This window comes from Xenorhabdus yunnanensis (assembly GCF_028598805.1).
GTDB classification, from domain to species: Bacteria; Pseudomonadota; Gammaproteobacteria; order Enterobacterales; family Enterobacteriaceae; genus Xenorhabdus; species Xenorhabdus yunnanensis.
Genome location: NZ_JAQRFI010000061.1, coordinates 1 through 16291, shown reverse-complemented (window position 1 = coordinate 16291; position 16291 = coordinate 1). Strand labels below are relative to the sequence as shown.

Here is a 16291-nt window from a genome sequence, read left to right as displayed (position 1 = left end):
TATTTTCGCTTTTCTTCGCTGCCCGCCGCGGCGTGTCTCAGCTCAGCGTCGGTCAGTGGTGGCGCATTATAGGGAGTTTTCCGCGGCTGGCAAGAGTTTTTTTGAAAAAAAATACCAACCGATGATTATTTCAGCAAATTGCGCTTAATCTGCTAGTTTTTCCAGCGATAGGAAGCCTAATTCACGTAAAACAGGGCGCAGAACTTCGCTTGCCGGCTCTATTTTAGTGCAATATGCCAAGTTATCCGCTGTTGTTAAAAACAAATCTTCCCGATTTTTAATCAACCATGCAGTTCTACGGGCAATTGCAGCCCCCGAATCAATTAATCTTGTTCCATTTGGTAAAATTTGTGAAAGTTCTTCTGCTATCAGGGGAAAGTGAGTACAACCCAAAATGACAGTATCCGGTGGCTCTTTCATTTTCAGCCACGGTTTCAGTATCTTCTCTAATTCTTCTAGTGGAACATCCTTGCCATGTAATTTTCGCTCAGCTAACTCGACCAATTCAGCAGAGCCGATTGAATACATCTGACAATTCGTAGCGAACCTTGCTATTAACTCTCTGGTATAGTCACGATTCACTGTAGCGCGTGTCGCCAATAATCCTACAACACGATTACAAGTTAGCTTCGCAGCAGGTTTGATCGCCGGCACAGCACCAACAACAAGGAAAGAAAAACGTTCACGCAAGGCGGGCAAGCTGACTGTACTGGCAGTATTGCAAGCAATAACGACAACCGACAACGGGTGTTTTTTCTGAATCGCATCAATAACCTGAACGACCCTTTCTATAATCACTTCCGCTGTTTTCTCGCCATAAGGGAATGCTTCATTATCGAAAGCATATATATAGTGGAGATCCGGTAAGAGTTTCCGAATCTCTTGATAGACAGATAAACCACCCACTCCGGAATCAAAAACCAGAATCGTTGGGCGGGCGGTTTTGTTTAAATCAGAGGTCTTGTACAAATCAGAAATTGTAGCTGCCAGTGAGGTAGTATTCTCTTCCAGAGGTGCGATAGCCATAGGCTGTCTCATAATTCTTATCAAACACATTAGCTATTCTAGCACGAATTGTGAGATGGTCAGTGATTGAGTATGAGGCGTTGATATCCCATAAATTCACGCCGCCTAGTTTCACTGCCTTCGGAGGATATGTACTATGGTCTTGGTCATAACGCCGACCAATGTACTGATAGGTTACTCCCCAATCGACATTAAAGGCTTCCCAATCTAATTGGTATTTAACTTGCTGCTTAGCTCTGCGAGCTAACTGTTTATTATCGCCATCACGTGGGTCAACGTACTGCAATGTAAGCTGATGCTGAAATATGCCGGTGTCCATTGTTCCCGTCCATTCGGCACCGTTTATTTTTGCCTTACCAATGTTTTCATAACGGTCATTGGCAAAATTTATCAATTGCTCAATATCGTTACGATAAGCAGATAAACGCCAATTAAGTGGCCCACTCAACCCTTCAATTCCGATTTCCCATTGCTTGCTTTTTTCTGATGCCAGATTTTCATTTCCCCACTTGCTATAAAGCTGACTTAGAGTAGGGGCCTTGAATGCTGTTCCATACGAAGAGATAAAGCGATAACCATCAATAAACTCCCAGCCGACACCAATTTGCCCCGTAGTATTCCATTCATATTCAGAATGATGATCTGAACGCACAGCGCCTTCTAAAATGACATCCTGAACCTTTTGCTGTGCAGTTAAATATAGCCCCGTGTTATCAACTTCTTTTTGTACGGGAATGTCATTGGAACCTGCGGCAACCGATTCTCTTTTCCAATCAATCCCACTGCTGATTGCACCATAACCAACCTGCCACGTATTTCCCCATTGGACATTGTATTGTTTCGAATCGCTCAGACTGGAACTCTTGCCATAACGTCCATACTCAGGAGTATAATTGTGATCTTTCACATGGCTGTAGCTAGCAATGAATTGAGAAGAATAAATGCCTTGATTAAATTGAATACCAGCATCATAGGTACGACTGAATAGTTCGCGAGTATCCGCTTCGCCGATACTCCATGAATCATAAGCTGTCCGATTATTAAAGCCATAGGCTCGAGCAAACCCACTAATTTGCTCATTTATTTTATGATCTATTTCCAACCACAGCATTTTACTCATAAAACCATCACGATCTGGCTGACGATATCCCCCTGTTTTGCCATCAACTATCACATCAAACCCTTTGGTATAGTTATAACCTGCGGCTGTAGTTAATAAAGTATTCTCACCGAGTTTTTGCTGTGTCGAACCATTATAGTTTTGGTATCCGTTCGAGCCGAATCCTGCATTCAGTGTTGTTCCCTGTTGTGCTCGCTTTGTGATGATATTGATTACTCCACCAATCGCATCAGAACCATATACGGCAGAACGTGCTCCACGTATATATTCTATTCTTTGCATCATTGAAATCGGGATTTGGCTAAAATCGGCAGCTCCGGTAATACCTGCCTGATTCAAACGAATTCCATCCACCAGCACCAACGTATGGCTTGAATTTGTACCACGAACAAATAAAGAAGAGTTCTGTCCAATTCCACCATTCTGCGCAATATCAACACTAGGTAAGCGTCGCAAGACGTCAACCAGATTATTGGATTGCCAGCGATCTATATCCTCACGTGTCACTACTGTCATTGGAGCCAAAACTGAAGAAATCGGCTGTTTAAAACGATTGGCGGTAACCACCAGCGGCTCTTGATTATCAGCAACTACAAAATGGCTCCAGCCAGAAAATACCGCCACAGATAAAATAATATGTTTTTTATTTTTCATAAGATTTTTGATGAGAATGTGTGTGGTGCCTAGCTATATAAAAATCATGCTACGATGGAAGACCTTAGCGTGTCCAGAATACCGCTCCCTCAAAAAAGAAGCTGATAAACCAGAAAACTGGACATCCTTTGCACTTCACCTACAATGCCGCTCGGAAATTTTTCTTAACGCGACCATACGAGAACCAGATAATGCAGAATGTCTTGCCAACGGAAGATTATGAAAATCAATTGATGGAGAAGGCCCATCGTCTAAAAGGAATGATGACCCCCTTTAGCGCACCTGAGCCTGAAGTTTTCCGTTCCCCTGCATCACATTACAGAATGCGAGCAGAATTCCGTATCTGGCATGAGGAAGATGACCTCTACCACATTATGTTTGATCAGCAGACCAAACAGCGTATCCGTATTGATCAATTTCCAGTTGCCAATCAGCTAATCAATAAAATGATGCAAGCCATCATTGCTGGCGTAAAAGAAAACTCAGTATTACGTCACAAACTGTTTCAGGTGGATTACCTTTCCACCCGCAGCAACAAAATCATTGTTTCCCTGCTTTATCACAAAAAACTGGGTGATGAATGGCGTGAACATGCAACCACTCTGCGTGCTCAACTAATAGCAGCAGGCTTTGATATTCAGCTTATTGGTCGTGCTTCAAAGACCAAGATCATGCTTGACCATGACTATATAGATGAAGAGTTGCCTGTTGCAGGTAAGACCATGATTTACCGTCAAGTTGAAAACAGCTTCACACAGCCGAATGCCAGTATCAATATTCATATGTTGGAATGGGCGATTGATTGTACCCAAAATTCCAAGGGTGACCTGCTTGAACTATATTGTGGTAATGGCAATTTCTCTCTGGCACTGGCTCGAAACTTTGATCGGGTACTGGCGACAGAAATTGCTAAACCTTCGGTTGCAGCCGCACAATTTAATATCACAGCGAACCAGATTGATAATGTGCAGATTATCCGCATGTCAGCGGAAGAATTTACACAAGCGATGAATGGAGAGCGCGAGTTCAATCGCCTGCAAGGAATCGATTTAAGCAGTTATCAGTGCGAAACCATTTTTGTTGACCCGCCACGCAGTGGGCTAGATGAAGAAACGGTCAAAATGGTTCAAGCGTATCCCCGCATTCTTTATATTTCCTGCAATCCAGAAACGCTCTGCCAAAATCTGGAAACACTGACACAAACCCATAAAGTCAGCAAACTGGCTCTCTTTGATCAATTCCCTTATACCCATCATATGGAATGCGGTGTACTACTGGAAAAAAGAACATAATCATCAGTAAACGGGCTTAAAAACAAAAACGCCACAGAGCTAAGGTTTGTGGCGTTGTTACTAAGCTGTTCTCGATATAAATCGTTCTTGATAAAAGTCGTTTGATAAAAACGATCAGCTTTGACTTTCTGACATCAGCTTTGCTTGCTGCTTGCGCCCTTTCATCTTTAGATAGATCCAAAACACCAAGGCAGTACTAATAACGACAGGCAGGAAATTAGAACCAATTTCTGGATATTCCATCCGAATAAATGCGCTGTACATGAACATACCTAAGAAGAAGCATCCCATGGCCAGTTTTGGCAATCCTTCTGCCATTGGATAATTCAAATAACGTTGATGGAGACAATACAGAGAAAGAGCCAATGCAATAATAGGGAAAATAGAAAAAGGTACAAATGAATTAAAAAATGCTGAGAAAGTTCCGTGTGTTGCCATTCCAACGATAAGAGCCAGCAACATAGTGCTTTTATCTTGGCGGTATTGTTCCATCGTATTATTCTCCTTTCATTATTATTCAAAGGTTTTAGGGATCGCTTTAGGGACAGTGTTTTTTTCTTGCTCGCGACGATACCAATAGTAAGCGCCTTTGGAAATCATACGAAGTTGTAAAACCAAACGCTCTTCGAGACGATGCCTTTTTTCTTCATCAATATCCAATGCTTCTGCACCTGCACTGAATACGATTGTCACCATCGCCTCGGCTTGTATTTCAGTAAAATGACGCGGCATATGACTGGCTTGCTCAAGATAGTCTGCCAATTCGGCGATAAAATGTTGGATTTCTCGTGCTACAGCCGCACGAAATTCAGCTGATGTGCCGGAGCGTTCGCGCAGCAACAGCCGGAACGCGTTGGGATTGTTGCCGATGAACTCCATAAACGTTGAAACAGAAGTACGGATGACACTGCCACCTTTTGCAATACGCTGACGTGCCTGACGCATTAACTGACGCAGCATCAGACCACTTTCATCCACCATCGTCAGCCCCAATTCATCCACGTCCCTAAAATGTCGATAAAAAGAAGTCGGTGCAATACCAGCTTCCCGAGCCACTTCTCGTAGACTCAGGCTTGTAAAACTGCGTTCAGCACTGAGTTGGCTGAATGCCGCTTCAATCAGGGAGCGACGGGTTTTTTCTTTCTGTTTTGCTCTTACTCCGGTTACGTTACTCACAACAATCCTGATCTATCTCGACTCTGTAATCAGGCAAATATAACAGATTCTGTTAGGTTTGCTGTGATTGTTCTCTTAAAGATATTATTCGATATTTTCCTGTTTTATTTCTAAACAGTGAGATAAAAACCGTATGGTCATTGGGTTATTACATTAAGTAATGTTAAGATAGAGTTGTTATTTTGTGTAAAAACAGGTCTTTCCTCTATGCAACATACTCATTTTGATGCCATTGTGATTGGCTCTGGTCCCGGAGGGGAAGGAGCAGCAATGGGGTTGGTGAAACAAGGCAAAAACGTTGCTGTTATAGAACGTTACAATAATGTCGGCGGTGGCTGTACTCATTGGGGTACAATACCGTCGAAAGCTCTCCGCCATGCCGTCAGCCGTATTATTGAATTTAATCAAAATCCCCTCTACAGTGATAACTCTCGCATTCTTCGCTCCTCGTTTTCAGAAATTCTGCGCCATGCTGAAGTCGTTATTAACCAGCAAACCAAAATGCGCCAAGGGTTTTATGAACGCAACCGTTGCCGAATGTTTGCAGGAGAAGCCACTTTCATCGATGAACATCAGGTAAGTGTTCGCTATGCCGATGATAGTGTTGATACCTTAAGTGCAGATAAAATAATCATTGCCACGGGTTCCCGTCCTTACTGCCCGCCTGATGTCGACTTCACCCATTCCCGTATTTATAACAGCGATACCATTCTGCAACTGGATCACGAACCACGCCACGTGATTATTTATGGCGCCGGAGTGATTGGTTGTGAGTATGCCTCTATTTTCCGGGGATTGGGTGTTAAGGTGGATTTAATCAATACCCGTGATCATCTTCTGTCCTTTCTTGATCAAGAAATGTCTGATGCCCTCTCCTACCATTTCTGGAATAGTGGCACAGTCATCCGCCACAACGAAGAATATGAAAAGATTGAAGGTTTTGATGATGGTGTCATTGTTCACCTTAAATCCGGCAAGAAAGTCAAAGCGGATTGCTTGCTGTATGCCAATGGCAGAACAGGTAATACAGACACGCTAGGTTTAGAAAATGTCGGACTGGAAACAGATAGCCGAGGCTTACTGAAAGTCAATCGCGTCTACCAGACCAGCAATGAAAACATCTACGCAGTGGGTGATGTTATTGGCTATCCAAGCTTGGCTTCTGCAGCCTATGATCAAGGGCGGATTGCTGCAAAAGCAATTACGACAGGCGATGCTAGTCTGTATCTGGTGGAAGATATCCCAACAGGAATTTATACCATTCCTGAAATCAGCTCAGTTGGCAAAACCGAGCAGCAATTAACCGCAATGAAAATCCCTTATGAGGTAGGACGCGCTCAATTCAAACATCTGGCAAGAGCGCAAATTGCCGGCATGAACGTTGGCAGTATTAAGATCTTATTCCATCGTGAAACAAAACAGATTTTAGGTATCCACTGTTTTGGCGAGCGTGCCGCAGAGATCATTCATATTGGCCAAGCCATCATGGAGCAAAAAGGTGAAGGTAATACTATCGAATATTTCGTTAATACTACCTTCAATTATCCAACAATGGCAGAAGCCTACCGTGTTGCAGCACTCAATGGGCTAAACCGATTATTTTGATATTTTTCCGAGTACTTCAAAATAATTGCTCATTTTAATCCGAATCGCCTCTGCCAATTGCTCATAGCGACCACGCAGAGGTGAGCCGGGACGATAAACCAATATGACGGATCGCTCGGGTTCCGGTTCATAACATTCCAGATAACAAACCCCATCACGGCGTCTCTCATTCGGAACCGACAAATCTGGTAATAATGTAATTCCACTGCCCGCTGCCACCATATTACGCAGCGTTTCTAGGCTAGTCGCCCTAAAATGAGTATCTTCTTTGGCTCCCGCTTGAAAACAGAACCCCATCGCCTGATCACGCAAACAGTGTCCATCTTCCAGCATCAATAATTTCTCACCGGATAGCTCACTCATCTTAACTTTATCTCGCCCTGCCCATTTATGCTCTTCATACACCGCCAGTTTCATGGGTTCTTCAAACAGCGGCACTTCGATAAATGCTTCAGTTTCTTTCACCAACGCCAAGATGACGCAATCAAGCTTTCCACTATCGAGTTGTGCCAACAAGTTTTGAGTTTGTGCCTCATGCAGGTACATTTCCAATTTGGGGAATAATTTATGCAGCTCAGGGATGATAATAGGTAGAAGATAGGGGCCGATTGTTGGGATAAGACCAATATGCAACGGCCCGGACATACTTTCACCTTGAAGGGAGGCCATTTCCTGCAAAATTTTTACTTCTCTCAATACAGTTTTGGCCTGTTCAACTAGCAACATACCCTGTTGGGTAAATAATACCTTGCGGCTAGTGCGTTCCAGCAGCATCACGCCAAGCTCATCTTCCAGCTTGCGGATTTGTCCGCTCAGTGTCGGTTGGCTGACATGACAAGAATCAGCTGCCCGGCGAAAATGCCGGTATTCAGCAAGTGCTACAAGGTATTCCAGATCGCGGATATTCATTCCCAACCTCAGCATTTGATATCAATGAAAGTATTGATCAATAAATCATTATATCCATGAGGTGAAAAAACTATCAACTGCTTGTGATTATTGGTGTTTTTACCTAAATCGCTGCTTTGCCTGAGCAATCGCTTGCTTTACTTGTTTTTGCGCTACACCACCTTTTGCCAGACGTTTGTCCAGACAGGATTGCAGCGATAAAACATCATAAACATCCACAGAAATAACGTGACTGAATTTTTGCAATTCAAGCAGGGAAAGCTCTTCCAACGCCTTGCCTTTGTCGATTGCCACAACAACGACTTCACCAACAATGTGATGTGCCTCACGGAACGGAACACCTTTTGCCACCAGATAATCAGCCAATTCAGTCGCATTGGCATATCCTTGTTTTGCTGCTTCCTCACAACGGGAACGTTTTACTTCAATGCCATCCAACACCAGTATCGCCATATGCAGGCAATCCAACCAAGTATCCAGTGCATCAAACAAGCCTTCCTTATCTTCCTGCATATCTTTATTGTAAGCGAGAGGCAGCCCTTTCAAAGTCATCATAATCCCTGTTAATGCCCCCTGAACTCGCCCACATTTGCCACGGATAAGTTCCAATGCATCAGGGTTTTTCTTTTGTGGCATCAAGGAAGAGCCAGAAGTTACCCGATCCGACAACTCAACAAATCCGGCTTCTCCGCTATTAAAGAAAATCAGATCTTCAGCAAAACGCGAAAGATGGATCATACTAATGCTCGCATCTGACAGCAGCTCCAAGACATGATCACGATCAGAAACGCTATCCAGACTATTGCATGTCGCGGAAGAAAAACCCAGCCATGAAGCCAGCTGCTCACGATCAATATCATAAGCTGTTCCTGCCAGCGCCCCACATCCCAACGGACTGACATCCAACCGTTTTAGCGCATCTTGCAAACGGCTTTTATCACGACTGAGCATTTCCACATAGGCCAGACACCAATGGGCAAAAGTGACTGGTTGCGCCCGCTGCAAATGGGTATAACCCGGCATTACCGCATCTTGATTATTTTCAGCAGTGAACACCAACGCTTGTTGCAACTCGACCAATGCTTGCAGAATGTGGGAGATCTGGTCTTTGCACCATAATTTCAGGTCAGTCGCAACCTGATCGTTACGGCTGCGTCCCGTATGGAGTTTCTTACCCAAATCCCCCACTTTCGTGATCAGTTGCCCTTCTACCCAACTGTGAATATCTTCCGCATCACTTTGCAGGATAGCTTTGGGGTTAGTACGCACTTCATCCAGTAGCTCATTTAAGGCCAGCTCCAGCTTTTGCTGCTCTTCGGAAGTTAATACTCCCACCGTAACCAATGCTTTTGACCACGCAACCGAGCCAACAATATCCTGCTCCGCCAAACGGTAATCAAAATGCAGTGAATCATTAAATTGCTTGAACCGCTGATCGGCTTCCTGACTGAAACGCCCGCCCCAAAGTGCCATAATATCGTTCCTGTTTTCTATCTATTTATTGGCAATATATTTATTGCCAATAGTTGAATTAACTGCCGAGAGTTGATTGCCAAAAAATTATTTTTTGTCGTTCAGTGCCCGAATGCGTGAAGAAAGCGAATAGAGACGAATAAACCCTTCTGCATGGCTATGATCGTAAACTTCATCCTCGCCAAAAGTGGCAAACTCTTCAGAATAGAGGCTATTGACCGATTTTTTCTGCACCACCGTGACTTGACCTTTATAAAGTTTCAGGACAACTTCACCGCTGACGCCAGCCGCTAAAACTTCTACAGCCGCTTGAATTGATTGACGTAATGGCGTAAACCAGCGACCATCATAAACAACATAGGACATTTCCAGCCCCAATTGTTGGCGCCACTTGAAGCTATCGCGATCCAAAACCAATTGCTCAATGCCACGCAACGCTTCCATCATGATGGTTCCCCCCGGCGTTTCATAACAACCACGGGATTTCATGCCTACCAGACGGTTTTCCACGATATCGATCCGACCAATGCCATGCTTGGCTCCCAAACCGTTTAACTCATTAAGGCATTGATACGGTGAAAGCGCCTGACCATTCACACCAACCACCTCGCCACTTTCAACCGTCACCGTGATAAATTCCGCTTCATTAGGTGCTTCTTCTGGATCAACAGTCCATGCCCAACAATCTTTATTGGCAGCATTCCATGTGCTTTCCAAAACCCCACCTTCGGTTGAAATGTGCCATGCGTTTTCATCACGGCTATAGATTTTTTCCAGCGTTGCGGTTGTCGGAATATCACGAACTTTCAAATAATCCAGCAGCGCTTCACGAGAGCGCAGATCCCATTCCCGCCATGGAGCAACAACCTTCAGATGCGGTGCCAACGCGGTATAAGTACTTTCGAACCTAACCTGATCATTACCTTTACCTGTTGCGCCGTGAGCGACGGCATCCGCCCCCACTTTTAGTGCCAGTTCAACCTGTGCCTTGGCAATAATTGGACGAGCCATTGACGTACCAAGCAGATAACTTCCTTCATATAGAGCGCCAGTTTTCAGTACGGGATAAACATATTCTTTGATAAATTCTTCACGCAGATCGACGACATGGCATTCGGAAGCACCAGAACTCAATGCTTTCTGTTCCACGCCTTCCAAATCCTCACGACTTTGACCGACGTCAGCGACAAACGCAATCACATCACAGTTACCGTAATGTTCTTTCAACCACGGAATAATAGCGGATGTATCCAAACCACCTGAATATGCCAAAACGATTTTTTTAATGTTTGTAGTTATAGAAGTATTTGTAGTTATGGAACTAATAGTCATAGGGATAACCTTTTTAATTGTATTTATCTCAGCCAAGAGGCCGTGCTCTCAATCAACCCAAAATCAATCAACCCAAAATTCGTGTACCAATGGGTATACCATTAAATAACGCGATCAACTGATCCGCATGCCGCCAACACGCGATATCCACTGGTTGGCCAAGTGTTTTTGCCGCCGCCAGCGCTGCTTTCACTTTCACGATCATGCCATCGGTGATAATGCCTTGATCGATAAGCTGCTCAATCTTCTCTGCCGTGACCTCTGGGATTTTTTGTCCTTTCCCATCCAGAATACCGCTGACATCGGACAACAAGATCAAGTCCGCATTCAGCACTTGTGCAATGGCAGTAGCGGCTTGATCTGCATTCACATTCATCAGTTCACCCTGCTCAGTGATACCAATTGAACTGATAATCGGCATATAGCCCACATCCAGCAAAATTTTCAGGAGATCGGATTTTCCTGACTGAGCCTTCCCTGTATGACCAAATTCTTCATCAAGTTGGGAAACCTTAACCATCTCCCCATCCCCCAAACATAATCCGATGGCAGGCAAACGATACTTTATTGCCCATGCCAGCAATTTTTTATTGGCCGTTCCGGCTAACGTTCCCGTAATGATGTCGATTTGATCTTCTGGCGTGACCCGCAAGCCTTGTTTTTTCACAATCGGCATCTGCAATTGCTGCATCAACCCATCAACCAGACAGCCACCACCGTGTACAATAACCAGCGGACGTTTATGTGTTTTTCGGTATAACTGTAATGTGGTAAATAACCGTTCCAGTGCTTCTTCACTGTCTAACAACACACCACCCAACTTGATAACTAACGGCTCCATCGGATTTATCCTCTGTCGATATTAAAATCTGTGGGAATCTTAATTTTCAGAATTCAGTTATTGGAAATTCAATCATTAAAAAATTCAGTCATTAAAAATTAAAGCAATGCCTCAATTTCTTCATAGCCAAAACGAATGTTCATGCACTGTACTGCTTGGGCCGCTGCACCTTTCAACAAATTATCCTCAGCACCAACGATGATCAGGTGCTGCCCCTGAACAGCAAAGCCAATATCGCAGAAGGGCGAACCAACAACCGCTTTCAACGCTGGAACCCCGTCACTGTATAAACGTACCAACGGCTTGTCATGATATGCCTGCTGATAAGCTTCTCTAATTTGAACTTCTGTCACACCTGATTTCAATTTACAGGTAATTGTGGCAAGAATACCGCGTGAGAAATTGCCCAAATGAGGGGTAAAAATCACCTCAGTCCCTAAATATGTGGCAATTTCAGGTTGATGACGATGGTTAAAAATCCCATAAGGCTGCAAACTGACTTCACAAAAACTATTTGTGAGCGATGCTTTCCGTCCAGCGCCACTGACACCACTAACAGCATTAATAACAGGCCAATGTTCTGTATCTAATAAATTTTGTTCAAGCAACGGCTTCAAGGAAAGTTGGGAAACGGTAGGGTAACAGCCGGGCACTGCTATCAATTGTGCTTGCTTGATTTTCTCTGCTTGCCATTCTGCCAGTCCATACACTGCTTGCTCCAGCCACTCAGAATTTTTATGTTGAAAACCATAGTATTTTTCATAAAACTGTGTATTTTGTACGCGATAGGCACCAGATAAATCAAACACAATACAGCCCGCTTCCAGAAATACTGGCGCAATGTCATGGCTGACTTCATGAGCAGTGGCGAGGAAGACCACATCAATCCCCTTCGCTGCCTCAGTCACATCAGTCAGCGGCTGTAAGGGCAAATCAAGAATACCCTTATATTGTGGATGAAGTTCTGAAAAACATTTCCCCGCATCTAAACTTTGAGAAGAAACCATCAAGCCGGAGAGATAGACATGGGGATGACGTTGCAGATATGCTGCTAACTCAGCTCCGGTATAACCACTGGCACCAACTATCAGCGTATTCAACATGGGATTTATTCACCTTATAGTATTAACCCAATAGTATTAATCCAATAGTATTAATTTAATCAGCTTATTGAATTTATATGCAATTAATTTGCATGAATATTGATACTATTATGAGTAAGGGCTGTCAACAGTGAATATTAAATTACCGTCTTTTATTAAATTATATCATCAGCTCATTGCGGCTCCTTCTATCAGCGCAATCGATGCTGAGCTAGATCAAAGCAATGAAGTTGTTATCAATCTGCTGGCTGAATGGCTAAAAGAGGTTGGATTTTCCATTGAAATTCAACCCGTCCCCGAAACCCGGGGCAAATTCAATCTGCTGGCAACATTGGGCAGTGGTTCGGGCGGTTTATTGCTATGCGGTCATACAGATACCGTTCCTTTTGATGCGGGGCGCTGGACACAAGATCCATTCACACTGACTGAACGCGATGGCAAGTTATATGGGCTTGGGACCGCTGACATGAAAGGCTTTTTTGCCTTTATTGTTGATGCGCTGCGGGATATTGATGTCAGTAAACTCTCTCATCCCCTTTATATTCTGGCTACCGCTGACGAAGAAACATCAATGGCTGGTGCACGTTACTTTGCTGCTAATACCAATATTCAGCCTGATTTTGCGATCATTGGCGAACCCACATCATTACAGCCAATCCGCGCCCATAAAGGGCATATGGCTCAAGCGATCCGCATTGAAGGAAAGTCAGGGCATTCCAGCGATCCGGCTCGAGGCGTCAATGCCATTGATCTGATGCACGAATCCATAACCCAGCTGATAGCGCTGCGCAACACCTTACAAGAGCGCTATCACAATCCGGCTTTCGTCATTCCTTACCCAACCATGAATTTCGGTCATATTCACGGCGGCGATGCCGCAAACCGCATTTGCGCCTGCTGCGAATTGCATATGGATATCCGCCCGCTTCCCGGATTGACCTTACAGGATTTGAATGGATTGCTGAATGACGCACTGGAACCCGTAAAACAGCGCTGGCCTGGGCGACTGAACGTGACTGAACTTCATCCCCCGATTCCGGGTTATGAATGCCCAACAGATCACAAACTGGTTGGCGTAATTGAAAAACTCTTGGGAACGAAAGCGGATACCGTCAATTACTGTACGGAAGCACCTTTTATTCAGGAATTGTGCCCAACATTGGTCTTGGGGCCGGGCTCGATTGAACAAGCGCATCAACCCGATGAATTTTTGGATATGGCGTTTATTGAACCCACAAGGAAACTGCTTTCACAGCTGGTGGAGCATTTTTGTTTGAATGCGGACTGACGTTCAATACATATAACCTCGGTGGATGCATCGGGGTTTTTTACTATCTTAAGGTATTCAAGTTTTGTACCGAATTTAGATGGTATAGCTACAATCAATTATTCAAATAATGAATAATTTTACACTAAAAAAATGATTTCAATTCTTTTCATTAATGCTTCAGAATTACCACCTATCAGAACATTGTTACACATCCAATGGATGCATCTTTCATTCAAGCAACACAAAACATATCAAGTATCATAAAATTTTAGAAAGCAATACTTGACTAAGGAAAATAGTTAAACACCAAAAACATGAATTAAAATTAACTTGAGGTAATATCGATGATATCCCCTATTTCAATATCAACCGCTATTTTGGCATGCGGAGCAATTTTTGCTGGAGCTGTAGTACCACTTCAAGCTGGTGCTAACGCTGCATTAGGACGCAGTTTAGGGCATCCATTATGGGGAACAGTAGTATCACTTTTAGTAAGTTTATTAGCAGTTATTCCTGTTTTGCTAACAATAAGAGTACCAATGCCACAAATTGCTCAAGCCGTAAATTTGCCTATATGGTCTTGGTTTGGTGGTATTGCTGGAGTAATATACATTACTGCAGCCCTAATTCTAACTCCACAACTAGGAGCAACTAACTTCATTATATGTGTGATAGCTGGCCAAATTATTACATCTGTATTGGTTGATCATTTTGGATTAATGGGATTGCCTATTAAAGGAGCTAATTTAGGGAAAATTTTAGGAGTAGTGTTAATTTTTACTGGTGTTCTAGTAGTTCAATATTTCACTATATCCTCCAATAACAATTAAAAATAATTCATCATCATAAAATTGATATTATTGATTTTTAATTTATATAGTTACCATTATAGATTTAATTACTAAAATAGTAACATCATCATATTATTATATAAGGTACTTGAAAAATGGGTAAGGCACTTATTATAAAATCTAGCATTCTAGAACAATATTCTCATAGTAATAAAATGGTAGATTATTTCATCAAAAAATGGTTGAATAACACCCCGGAAAATGAAGTTACCATTCGAGATTTAACTAAAAATCCAGTTCCTGTTCTTGATAATGAATTAGTAAATGCATTAGGCACAGCTGATATTAAGTTAACGGAACGACAAAGAGAAGCACTAAATCTATCTAACAGTCTAATTTTAGAAATTAAAAATCATGATACGATTGTTATAGCAGCGCCTATGTACAATTTTAATATTCCAACTCAATTAAAAAATTATTTTGACTTAATTATTCGTGCAGGTATTACATTTCAATATACTGAATCTGGTTCGCAAGGGTTAATAAAGGGTAAAAAAGCCATTATATTAACTACTCGTGGTGGTATCTATAAAGACAGTCCGTCTGATTTATTGACTCCATACATGAATCTAATTTTGAATTTTATTGGCATTAGTAATATTGAATTTATTTTTTCGGAAGGATTATCTCTAGGAGCTGAATCAGCTATTCAATCTCAAAATAATGCTCGTAACATAATGGATGAAATGTTTTCTTAATTTCTATTTAGAAAATAACTATAAATAGATTTATTCCATTGAAAAATATTTCAAATTTTTAAATTAAAAACAAAAATAATTTTTATTGGGTAAACTAAAGTTACCGTTACCACAATCTCCGTATTTCCCGCTATCGAGTATTTAAAGGAAAATCGGAATAGATTGGTTTTAAACTTCATCTGATTCTCAATGATTACAGTGAACTTTTGAACATTAATCTGACATCAGAATACATATGGGCGCACACCAAGCGATTAAAAAAACAAAAAGTTTAGTAGAGAAATTTACATGGAGATAAAGGTTATATCTCACAGAGCATTATGTGATGAACTTGCAGTTGAAAGGGAGGCATTCAGTATAATCCGTATCCGTAACAACATAAAAAAACAAGTGCCCTATCACTCTAGGATAATTTAGTGTTAAAAGATGTTTTTTTAATAGAAACGGTTGTTGACTAGCTCAAAACATTTCTCAGATAGAACACTTGAAGCGCTGTAACCTACTCGGATTTTTACTGGTAGTGAAATCAGGATTAATTGATTATACGTTTCGATCTAAAAAGCCGAATTTGAATATACGGGATTCTGAAATCACTGCCCTTCAATAAAATTGAGATTAAATGCGATTATTGCTATATCGAAGATACTGATATTACTATCAACTTCATGATAACTAATATAAAAATTGTGTAATAGCATTAAAGATCTTTCACAATCACCTGAGTATCATTTGTTACACTTAACGCTACTTTTTACTGTAGCGTTTTTTTTAACCTATGAATCTGGTTATGTATTAAATAGTTAGATCTCTTATTAAAAATAGTTCTCACCCTCAATGAAAGTACCAATCACTTTATCGTGCATTTCCTCTGATTTAGAATACCCTATCGTTTTTCGATTCAGTCTTTTTATCCGGGTTCGATGCGTTAAATTGTTTCTTTC

The 16291-nt window shown here is 42.2% G+C and carries 15 protein-coding genes; 5 read left to right on the top strand and 10 right to left on the bottom strand.

Going from position 1 to position 16291, the window contains the following annotated elements; all coding sequences use genetic code 11:
• Positions 1–144 precede the first annotated feature (144 nt).
• Positions 145–1026: a glutamate racemase gene (gene murI / locus PSI23_RS18200; protein WP_273556401.1), complete on the bottom strand. Its 882-nt coding sequence runs from the start codon at positions 1024–1026 to the stop codon at positions 145–147.
• Positions 971–2800 carry a TonB-dependent vitamin B12 receptor BtuB gene (btuB, locus tag PSI23_RS18195; protein WP_273556400.1) on the bottom strand — a complete coding sequence of 610 codons (1830 nt, stop codon included), beginning with the start codon at positions 2798–2800 and terminating at the stop codon, positions 971–973. Before btuB ends, murI begins: the two co-directional genes overlap by 56 nt.
• Before the next feature lie 188 nt (positions 2801–2988).
• On the opposite strand from btuB, the gene trmA reads away from it, so the two are divergent.
• Complete coding sequence (gene trmA, locus PSI23_RS18190) at positions 2989–4092, top strand: tRNA (uridine(54)-C5)-methyltransferase TrmA (RefSeq protein WP_273556403.1); 1104 nt, start codon at positions 2989–2991, stop codon at positions 4090–4092.
• Between the two features lie 114 nt (positions 4093–4206).
• Here trmA and PSI23_RS18185 read toward each other — a convergent pair whose 3' ends face one another.
• Both PSI23_RS18185 and fabR read right to left on the bottom strand, forming a co-directional pair.
• Positions 4207–4584, bottom strand: a complete 378-nt coding sequence (locus PSI23_RS18185) for a YijD family membrane protein (RefSeq protein ID WP_273556399.1) — start codon at positions 4582–4584, stop codon at positions 4207–4209.
• Between the two features lie 21 nt (positions 4585–4605).
• Positions 4606–5268: an HTH-type transcriptional repressor FabR gene (fabR, locus tag PSI23_RS18180; RefSeq protein WP_273556398.1), complete on the bottom strand. Its 663-nt coding sequence runs from the start codon at positions 5266–5268 to the stop codon at positions 4606–4608.
• 207 nt (positions 5269–5475) lie between these two features.
• On the opposite strand from fabR, the gene sthA reads away from it, so the two are divergent.
• Positions 5476–6873, top strand: coding sequence for a Si-specific NAD(P)(+) transhydrogenase (sthA, locus tag PSI23_RS18175; RefSeq protein WP_273556397.1), 1398 nt, complete (start codon positions 5476–5478; stop codon positions 6871–6873).
• Here sthA and oxyR read toward each other — a convergent pair.
• The 5 genes from oxyR to argC all read right to left on the bottom strand — a co-directional run bounded on the left by oxyR (position 6865) and on the right by argC (position 12531).
• A complete protein-coding gene (oxyR, locus tag PSI23_RS18170) occupies positions 6865–7782 on the bottom strand; it encodes a DNA-binding transcriptional regulator OxyR (protein ID WP_273556396.1) in 918 nt (305 codons plus the stop codon). The genes sthA and oxyR overlap by 9 nt on opposite strands.
• Before the next feature lie 99 nt (positions 7783–7881).
• The gene (gene argH / locus PSI23_RS18165) at positions 7882–9255 is read right to left on the bottom strand and encodes an argininosuccinate lyase (protein ID WP_273556395.1); all 1374 of its coding nucleotides are present in this window, start codon (positions 9253–9255) and stop codon (positions 7882–7884) included.
• An 87-nt stretch (positions 9256–9342) separates the two neighbouring features.
• Positions 9343–10587, bottom strand: a complete 1245-nt coding sequence (locus tag PSI23_RS18160) for an argininosuccinate synthase (protein ID WP_273556394.1) — start codon at positions 10585–10587, stop codon at positions 9343–9345.
• Between the two features lie 67 nt (positions 10588–10654).
• Complete coding sequence (gene argB, locus PSI23_RS18155) at positions 10655–11428, bottom strand: acetylglutamate kinase (RefSeq protein WP_273556393.1); 774 nt, start codon at positions 11426–11428, stop codon at positions 10655–10657.
• A 98-nt stretch (positions 11429–11526) separates the two neighbouring features.
• On the bottom strand, positions 11527–12531 hold the full coding sequence (gene argC / locus PSI23_RS18150) for an N-acetyl-gamma-glutamyl-phosphate reductase (protein ID WP_273556392.1): 1005 nt from the start codon (positions 12529–12531) through the stop codon (positions 11527–11529).
• A 130-nt stretch (positions 12532–12661) separates the two neighbouring features.
• Here argC and argE point away from each other — a divergent pair, with 130 nt between their 5' ends.
• The 3 genes from argE to PSI23_RS18135 all read left to right on the top strand — a co-directional run bounded on the left by argE (position 12662) and on the right by PSI23_RS18135 (position 15350).
• On the top strand, positions 12662–13819 hold the full coding sequence (gene argE, locus PSI23_RS18145) for an acetylornithine deacetylase (RefSeq protein ID WP_273556391.1): 1158 nt from the start codon (positions 12662–12664) through the stop codon (positions 13817–13819).
• 326 nt (positions 13820–14145) lie between these two features.
• Positions 14146–14631, top strand: a complete 486-nt coding sequence (locus PSI23_RS18140; protein WP_273556390.1) for a DMT family transporter — start codon at positions 14146–14148, stop codon at positions 14629–14631.
• A gap of 116 nt (positions 14632–14747) precedes the next feature.
• Entirely contained in the window at positions 14748–15350 is a 603-nt protein-coding gene (locus PSI23_RS18135) for an FMN-dependent NADH-azoreductase (protein WP_273556389.1), read from the top strand.
• An 812-nt stretch (positions 15351–16162) separates the two neighbouring features.
• On the opposite strand, the gene PSI23_RS18130 is transcribed toward PSI23_RS18135, so the two are convergent.
• The coding region (locus PSI23_RS18130) for an IS1 family transposase (RefSeq protein ID WP_273556402.1) at positions 16163–16291 on the bottom strand (129 nt) is incomplete at its 5' end.